The sequence below is a fragment of the Ottowia sp. genome, from assembly GCF_035325765.1.
Lineage (GTDB): Bacteria > Pseudomonadota > Gammaproteobacteria > Burkholderiales > Burkholderiaceae_C > Ottowia.
In genome coordinates this window covers 21,959-29,332 of sequence record NZ_DAOKZG010000041.1, presented here as the reverse complement: position 1 = coordinate 29,332, position 7,374 = coordinate 21,959, and the positions used below count along the sequence as shown (strand labels likewise).

General features: G+C 69.9%; 7 protein-coding genes. All 7 read left to right on the top strand.

What is annotated here, in order from left to right; translation table 11 throughout:
- Positions 1 to 388: 388 nt before the first annotated feature.
- The 7 genes from PKA16_RS12355 to PKA16_RS12325 all read left to right on the top strand — a co-directional run bounded on the left by PKA16_RS12355 (position 389) and on the right by PKA16_RS12325 (position 7,258).
- A complete protein-coding gene (locus PKA16_RS12355; RefSeq protein WP_324403531.1) occupies positions 389 to 694 on the top strand; it encodes an RNA-binding protein in 306 nt (101 codons plus the stop codon).
- 29 nt (positions 695 to 723) lie between these two features.
- Positions 724 to 1,842 carry a UDP-N-acetylglucosamine 2-epimerase (non-hydrolyzing) gene (gene wecB, locus PKA16_RS12350; RefSeq protein ID WP_324403530.1) on the top strand — a complete coding sequence of 373 codons (1,119 nt, stop codon included), beginning with the start codon at positions 724 to 726 and terminating at the stop codon, positions 1,840 to 1,842.
- Between the two features lie 75 nt (positions 1,843 to 1,917).
- Positions 1,918 to 3,462: a glycosyltransferase family 2 protein gene (locus tag PKA16_RS12345; protein WP_324403529.1), complete on the top strand. Its 1,545-nt coding sequence runs from the start codon at positions 1,918 to 1,920 to the stop codon at positions 3,460 to 3,462.
- Positions 3,459 to 4,400 (top strand): hypothetical protein, encoded by a 942-nt coding sequence (locus PKA16_RS12340; protein WP_324403528.1) that lies wholly within the window; start codon positions 3,459 to 3,461, stop codon positions 4,398 to 4,400. The genes PKA16_RS12345 and PKA16_RS12340 overlap by 4 nt, the downstream gene beginning before the upstream one ends.
- Positions 4,397 to 5,377 (top strand): hypothetical protein, encoded by a 981-nt coding sequence (locus tag PKA16_RS12335; protein ID WP_324403527.1) that lies wholly within the window; start codon positions 4,397 to 4,399, stop codon positions 5,375 to 5,377. The genes PKA16_RS12340 and PKA16_RS12335 overlap by 4 nt, the downstream gene beginning before the upstream one ends.
- A gap of 7 nt (positions 5,378 to 5,384) precedes the next feature.
- The gene (locus tag PKA16_RS12330) at positions 5,385 to 6,266 is read left to right on the top strand and encodes a YaiO family outer membrane beta-barrel protein (RefSeq protein ID WP_324403526.1); all 882 of its coding nucleotides are present in this window, start codon (positions 5,385 to 5,387) and stop codon (positions 6,264 to 6,266) included.
- 167 nt (positions 6,267 to 6,433) lie between these two features.
- On the top strand, positions 6,434 to 7,258 hold the full coding sequence (locus PKA16_RS12325; RefSeq protein ID WP_324403525.1) for a hypothetical protein: 825 nt from the start codon (positions 6,434 to 6,436) through the stop codon (positions 7,256 to 7,258).
- Positions 7,259 to 7,374 lie beyond the last annotated feature (116 nt).

Here is a 7,374-nt window from a genome sequence, read left to right as displayed (position 1 = left end):
GTGTCTCAAGCCTCTCCGGGCTGGGGACTTACACCACGCGATGGGACACGATCCGGATTCCGGGGGGTCGGTCTGGCACTCGCTGTGGCAGGGCCGGATCCTCGCGTGGCACCGGGGAGTCCGGGGCCCCGCGACTTCAAGTCATTCGCCCGCCCATCCGGACAGGCATTCCGGCGGTGGTGCCGGGCGGGCCGGCTCCGCGGCACGGCAGAGTCGCATTTTGTGAAAAACTGCCCTTGCGGGTCGGCTTTGCGGGCCAACATCGGGTTAACCCTAATCACTGTGGGCATAATACAAGTAGAAACCGCTTGACGGCATATAAAAACAATTGAGTGTAAATGTCTACAAATTTGACCCGTTTGCATGCACTGCATGGGGAGTGGCGGGAATGAACAGCTTGAGTGAGTTGAACGGCTGCGCCGACGTGGTGACCTTGCGCACGCGGCTGCAGCAAGTCTGCGAGGTCCAGGGACGCATCCGACGGCTGGACATCCTCCAGTCGAGCCACGAGGGGATGCGCCAGGCGATCTGCTTTCTCCGCATGGAGACTTCCGAGCAGGAGGCGGCCCTGATGCAGGCCCTCGGCGTGGGTCGGTTCGGCGGCGAGATCGTGTTCGTCGTGAACCTGAACGATGGACCGCACCCGGAATCCCAGGGGCCTTCGTCCCAATGGACCGACTGGGGTGCATTGTGAGTGGGTCGGCTGCCCGATCCGTGCTCATCGTGTCCGGCACAAGGCCGGAGGTGATCAAGCTGGCGCCGCTCTACCATGTCCTGCAGGACTGCCCGTGGGCGGATGTTGCATGGCTGCACACCGGCCAGCACGACGCCATGGCCGAGCAGATGCTCGAGTGCTTTCGCATTGCGCCGCAGTTCCGCTTTGCGCGCGAGGGCGACACCCTGGCCCAGTTCAGCGCTGGCTGCCGCCTGCGGTTCGACGACGTGATGCGCAGCCGCGACTGGTCTTGCGTGCTGGTGCAGGGCGACACCGAGAGTACCTTCCTGGGCGCGCTGGCGGGCTTTCATGCGCAGGTGCCGGTGGGCCACGTCGAGGCCGGCCTGCGCACGCACGATCTGGCGCGGCCGTTTCCGGAAGAGGGTATCCGCCAGATGATCACGCGCATCGCGCGCTTCCATTTCGCGCCCACGCACCGCGCCGCCGAGGCGCTGGCCGGCGAGGGGCTGGCGGCGTCGCAAGTCTTTCATACCGGCAACACGGTGGTGGACGCCCAGCTCTGGGCGCGCGCCAACCACGGCATCAAGCGCCAGCGGCGCGATCGCGGCCATCTGCTGGTGACCATGCATCGGCGCGAGAACTGGGGCGCCGAAATCGAAGACGTGTGCGCGGCCCTGGCCGAGCTGGCGCAGCGCCACCCGCAGTTGCCGATCCTGTTTCCGGTGCACCTGAATCCGACCGTGCAGGTTCCGGTGCGCCAGCGCCTGGGGGCCTTGCCCAACGTGCGGCTGACGGCCCCGCTGGACTACCTGGCGATGCAGCAGGCGCTGGCCGATGCCTGGCTGGTCCTGACCGATTCGGGCGGCATCCAGGAGGAAGCGCCGACCTACCAGGTGCCGGTGCTGGTGCTGCGCCGGGAAACCGAGCGACCGGAGCTGATCGAGTGCGGCGGCGGCGCGCTGGTGGGCACAGCGCGTGCCGACGTCGTTGCGGCCGTGGAGCGGCTGCTGGCCGACGCCAGCGCCTACCGCCGCATGCAGGTGGCGGGCAATCCCTTCGGTGATGGCCAGGCGGCGCAGCAGATCGTGCACATCCTGGAGCGCGCACTGGGTGCCGTGCCAGCGCGAAGCGCCGAGCCGGCGCTGGTGGCCGACGGAGTGGCATGAGCGCCGGTGGGCACGCGCACGCCGGCCAACCGGATCGGCGGCGCGCCGAAGCCGCTGCCACGCATTGAATTAACCATGAACCTTGAATCGGGGAGCCGCGTGCGATCACGTCTTTTGCATTTCACCGGGGGCATCGGCCTGCTGGCCGGGTGGCCGGCTTCGAGCTGGGCCGCCGCGGCGCCACTGGGCGCCGGCATGGCGACCTTCCTGCTGGTCTGTCGCATCGCGCTGCTGGTGATCGTCGCCTTGCTGATGCTGTATTCGATCCGGCACTACGCGTTCACCCTGACGCGGCTGTTCCGTCGCCAGTCCCCACTGCACGCCGCCATCGAGACCGCGGCCTGGCCGCGCGTGGTGGTCTTCATCGCCGCGCACAACGAGGAGGCCGTGATCGGCGACTGCATCGAGGCGCTTCTGCGCTGCGACTATCCGCAGGACCGCATCCTGCTGATGCCGATCAACGATCGCTCGTCGGACCGCACGCGCGAGATCATCGACCGCTACGTCGCTGAGCATCCGGACCGCATCCGGCCGTTCCACCGCGAAGGGGGACAACCCGGCAAGGCGGCGGCGCTCCGGGACGCGACCGTGCTCGTGGCTGGGCAGGAGTTCACGGCCTTGCAGGAGTCTGGCAACGGCAACGGTGTCGACCCCGAGGATTCGAAGACGGCGGCGCTGCATGCCGCCACCGAGATCGTGGCCGCCGAGCAGCTGGCCGAGGTGGTGGTGATCTTCGACGCCGACTACCTGCCCAGTCGCCAGCTCATCAAGCAGCTGGTGGCACCGTTCTTCGACCCAGAGGTCGGTGCCACCATGGGCCGCGTGGTGCCGCAGAACGCGGGTCACAACTTCCTCACGCGCATCCTGGAACTTGAGCGGGCCGCCGGCTACCAGGTCGACCAGCAGGCGCGCTACCGCATGGGCGGCGTGCCGCAGTACGGCGGCACGGTGGGTGGCGTGCGCCTGCAGGCGCTGCTGGATGCCGGCGGCTGGCGCACCCACATGCTGACCGAGGACACCGACCTGACCATCCGCCTGCTGCTCAAGGGCTGGCACACCGCCTACCTGAACCAGGCGGAATGCTACGAGGAGGTGCCGCAGTCCTGGCCGGTGCGCTTTCGCCAGATCGGGCGCTGGGCCAAGGGGCACAACCAGGTCATGGTGTCCTACCTGGGCGAGGTGCTGGCCGGCCGGCGCCTCACCTGGCGCCAGCGCATCGACGGCCTGGCGCTGCTCGGCGTGTTCATGATGTCACCGATCCTGCTGCTGGGCTGGCTGCTGTCGGCGATCCTGGTGCTGGCCGGTGGCAATTTCGCCGGCGCCATGTCCTGGGAATTCTGGGTGCTGCTGCTCATGACCACGGTCACCGCGGTCGGCAACTTCGCCGCCTTCGTGCAGATCGCCGCGGCCGTGCACCTGGACGGGCGCCGCGGCCGTCTGCGCCTGCTGCCCTTCATGTTCGTCGGCTTCCTGGTCAGCCTGCTGGCCTGCACCAAGGCGACGCTGGACGGCATGCTGTTCGACCGGCTGTTCCGCCGCCGCCTCAAGTGGGACAAGACGGCGCGCTATCGCAAGCCCGCCTTGGCATCCCCGGCCCCGGAACAGGAGCGCGCATCATGATGGCATTGAATGAATGGAGCTGGGGCCTGCTCTGGCTACTAGCCACGGCCCTGGTGTTCGGCCTGCCCCTGCTGCCCGGGTGGCTCGAACTGAAGCAGCGCCGCGACGCCCGGCCGCTGGCCATCGACGGCGACGACGACGGCGAGACCGACTACCGCGTCAAGGTGCTGGCGCCGCGCCTGCCCGCGCTGGCCAGCCTGCCGCAGGCGGCCGGCTGGCTGCAGGGCGGCCGCTACGAGGTTCCCGAGGGCACGCAGCTCGACGCCGTGCGCGTGCACGAACCACTGCGCCTCGGGCGCGGTGCGCGCGCCGAGATCCTGATCTCCGACGGCCGGCTGGTGCTGGCCGCCGACAGCCAGGTGGTGCACTTGGCACACGCCGACACCATCGTGTGCGAGGGCCCGGCGCGCCTCACCGGCCGCGCCAGCGCCGAGCGCCTGATCGTGCTGGCATCCGGTTCGCGCGGGTTTCGCCTGGCGGCGCCGTGTCTGGTCACCGCGCCGCTGGCGGCACCGCCGACCGACCTGCCCGCTGCCCAGGACACGCCGCTGCCCGGGATGCCGCAGCGTCGCCCGGATGGCCTGGTGCTGGAGCCCGGTGAGCGGCTGGAAGGTCCTGTCGTGGTCACCGGCAGGCTGCACCTGAAGGCGGGCGCCACCCTGGCAGGCCACGTCAAGGTGCATGGCGACGCCGAACTGGCGCGGGGGGCCTGCATCGAAGGCGCGCTGTTCGCCACCGGCAGCATCCGCTGCCAGGGCGACAATCGCCTGCAGGGGCCGATCTCGGCGGTGCGGCGGGTCACGCTGGGCGCGGGCTGCCGTGCCGGCAGTCCGGCCATCCCGTGCAGCGTTTCGGGCTGGGACGTCCACCTCGGCCCGGACGTGGCGGTGTTCGGCACCATCACCTCGGTGCGCGGCTGCGACGTGGCTGCGGCATGAAGGTCTGGCGCTTGGCCAAGGTCCTGCTGACCGGGCTGCTGGCGGGTGTTGCGTCGGCCGTAGCCGCGCTTGCACCGCCGCAAGCCTTCCGCACGGTCGATGGCGCCTACGTGACCGAGGTCGGAGGCGACCTCACCGACCCCTACTTCGTCAACAAGGCCTTCATCATTGCCCTGGAGGCTGATGCGGCGCTGCGCGAAGAGGTCGTGGGCTGGCTGGCCTGGCTGCTGCCGCGGCAGCGTCGCGATGGCGGCTTCGACCGTTTCTGCGGCGCGCGCAGCGGCCATTGGGTGGCGTGTCTGGAGGCCGATGCCGACGATTCCATGGCGGCGACCACGATCCACCTGATCGAACTGGTGCGCCGCAAGGGCTGGCTCGATCCTGCGCAGGATGCCCGGGCGCGCCGGGCCGGGCGGCGCGCGGCCGCCCTGTTGCGCACGCTGCGCGATCCCGGCGACGGCCTGTACCATGCTTTCGCGCACGCGCCGGCCCAATACCTGATGGACAACCTCGAGGTCCATGCGGCGTTGCGCATCTCCGGCCAGCGCGCCGCGGCCGACGCGCTGCTGCAGGCCATCCGCAGGCACTTTCACACGGCCGCCGGCTGGCGCCCCTCGCGTCCCGACCTGCCCACCGAGGCCTTCTACCCGCACGCGCTGGCGCGCACCTTCCTCTGGCGCAGCGGCATCATGGGCCCGGCCGAAGCGGCGGCGGACGAAGCCGCCTGGCTGGCCCAGTACAGTCGCACCTGGCTCGGTCGCGACAGCGACCGCTATGCCTGGGGCCTGGTGGCGTGGGACATCCACGAACTCGCGCCGCTCGAGGCCGCCTGCTGGCGCGCCTCGGTGCGCATCGATCCGGCGGCCGTCGGCTGGACCGTGCTCGACGCCCAGGTCGACGCCGCGCTGCGGCAGCGCGGCATCCCTGCCGCCTGTCCCCGCCTGAATCTGCAGGGCCAGGTGCCCGCGCCTGGATAGGAAACCCATGACCTTGCCCACCCGAACCCCCGAGATCAAGGCGTGCCCGCGCATCCGTGCCGCCGTGCTGCTGGCGGCGCTGTGCCTGCCGATCGGTGCCGCTGCACAGGTTCCGGTCGCGGATCCGCCGCGCGCCGAGGCCCAGGCCGCGCCCGCAGCGCCGCATGCGTTCACGCGCGGACAGGTCGAAGTCGGTCTGGCCGGCGCCGACCTGAGTGGCGGCAACCGCAACTGGACCGACGTCTACGCACGCGGTCACTACCGCCTCGGCGACCCCACCATGCTGTACTGGAGCGCCGCCAACGAGCGCCACTTCGGCGCTTCGGGCGTGACCGGCGGCCTGACCCTGGTGCATGACTTCTCCCCGGCCTGGTACGGGCTGGCGGGCGTCTCAGGCGGCTCCGCCATCTTCCAGAACAAGCGACGGTTCGACCTGGGGCTGTACCACAAGTGGCCGCAGTCGCGCCGCTGGGTCACCGGCGTCGGCCTGATGAGCGCCGCCAGCGGCGACGGCGTGCATCGCGACTTCGGCCTGCGCGCCTCGGTGATCCACTACGCCGAGCAGGGCTGGGTGGGCGAGGGCGGGCTGCTGTTCAATCGCTCCAGCCCCGGCTCGGTCTGGGCCACGCGTGGCTATGGCGCGATGACCTGGGGTGCGCCCAAGCAGCACTACCTGTCGGTGCGACTCGAGCACGGGCGGGAAGCCTACCTGCCGGTCGGCCTGGTGCCGGCCTATCCCGGCAACGTCTCGTTCCGCTCGACCGAGCTGACGCTGCAGTGGCGCCAGTGGCTCCATCCCAGCTGGGGCTACGTGGTCGGCCTGCAGGGCTATCGCAACCCCTATTACCGCCGGTTCGGGATTTCTGCCGGCCTCTTCATGGACTTCTGACATGAAACACGCTCCTCGCGTCACTTCGCTCCTTGCCCCGGTGGGGGACGCACCCTGTGTCCAGGGAGACTCCCGCTCAGGGCGTCCTCGACTGGCCTGCTCCGTGGCCACTGGAGCCACGTCGTTCCATGCGTTGCGGATGGCGCACGGCGCCGTGGATCACTGACATGAGCTGGTTGAAGAATACGGCGGGCACCACGCGCCAGCACCGCGGACTGCGCTCCTACACCTGGACCTGGGGCGACACCATCGGCTCGGCGTTGCTGCTGCTGGTCGGCTGGGCCGCCATCTGGGCCAGCCATGATGCGGTGCAAGAGGTCTGGCAATCGATCCTGGCCTGGGGCTGGCCGCGCCTGGGCGTCGGGCCCGCGAGCGGCGTCGGCTTGAGCAGCGTCAGCCTGCTGGGGCAGAGCTGGAGCGTGGTGGCGCTGGACATCAGCGCGCCGCAGCCGGGCCGCGCCGCGCTCTGGACGGCCCTGCTGGCGGTGATCGTCCTGTGCGTGCTTTCCCTGCTGTTGCCGCGCCAGCGGCTGCCCTGGATCTACGGGCTGCGCGTGCTCGCCTTCCTGGCCGCCCTGAGCCTGGCCGCCTATGTTTTCCTGCCCTGGCTGCCCCAGGTCAACGTGGCCGGCTATTTCAGCGACCTGATGAAGATCGGCGCCATCCTGGTCTGGCTGGTGCCGCTGATGCACGCGGCCCTGCTTTACATCTTCCCGCTCCATTTGCTGGAAAAGGCGCTGGCCACCGCGCTCGCCGTCCTGTTCGTGGTGGCGAGCGTGCCGCTGCAGGTCGGTGCCATGGCCTGGATCCTGGTGCACACCAACAGCCTGATGGTGCTGCCGCTGTACCTGCTGGGCACCTTCCTGCCACCGCTGATTGCCCAGCTCGGCATTTACGGCTACTTCGTGAGCCGGGTGCGCGTGGCCGAGCGGCGCGGGCCGGCGCGTCGGCGTGGGCAGTTGCAGGCCGTGGTGAGAAGCGCGGAGTCGTAGCGAACGCCCAACCGCGTCCCTATCGGGGGACCGTTTTGTTTGATGGGCTCGGGGTGCTTCGCCCGGGTCCGTTTCAAGGGAGGCGGGTGCTGAGTCATCCGCGCGTGACAAGAAGC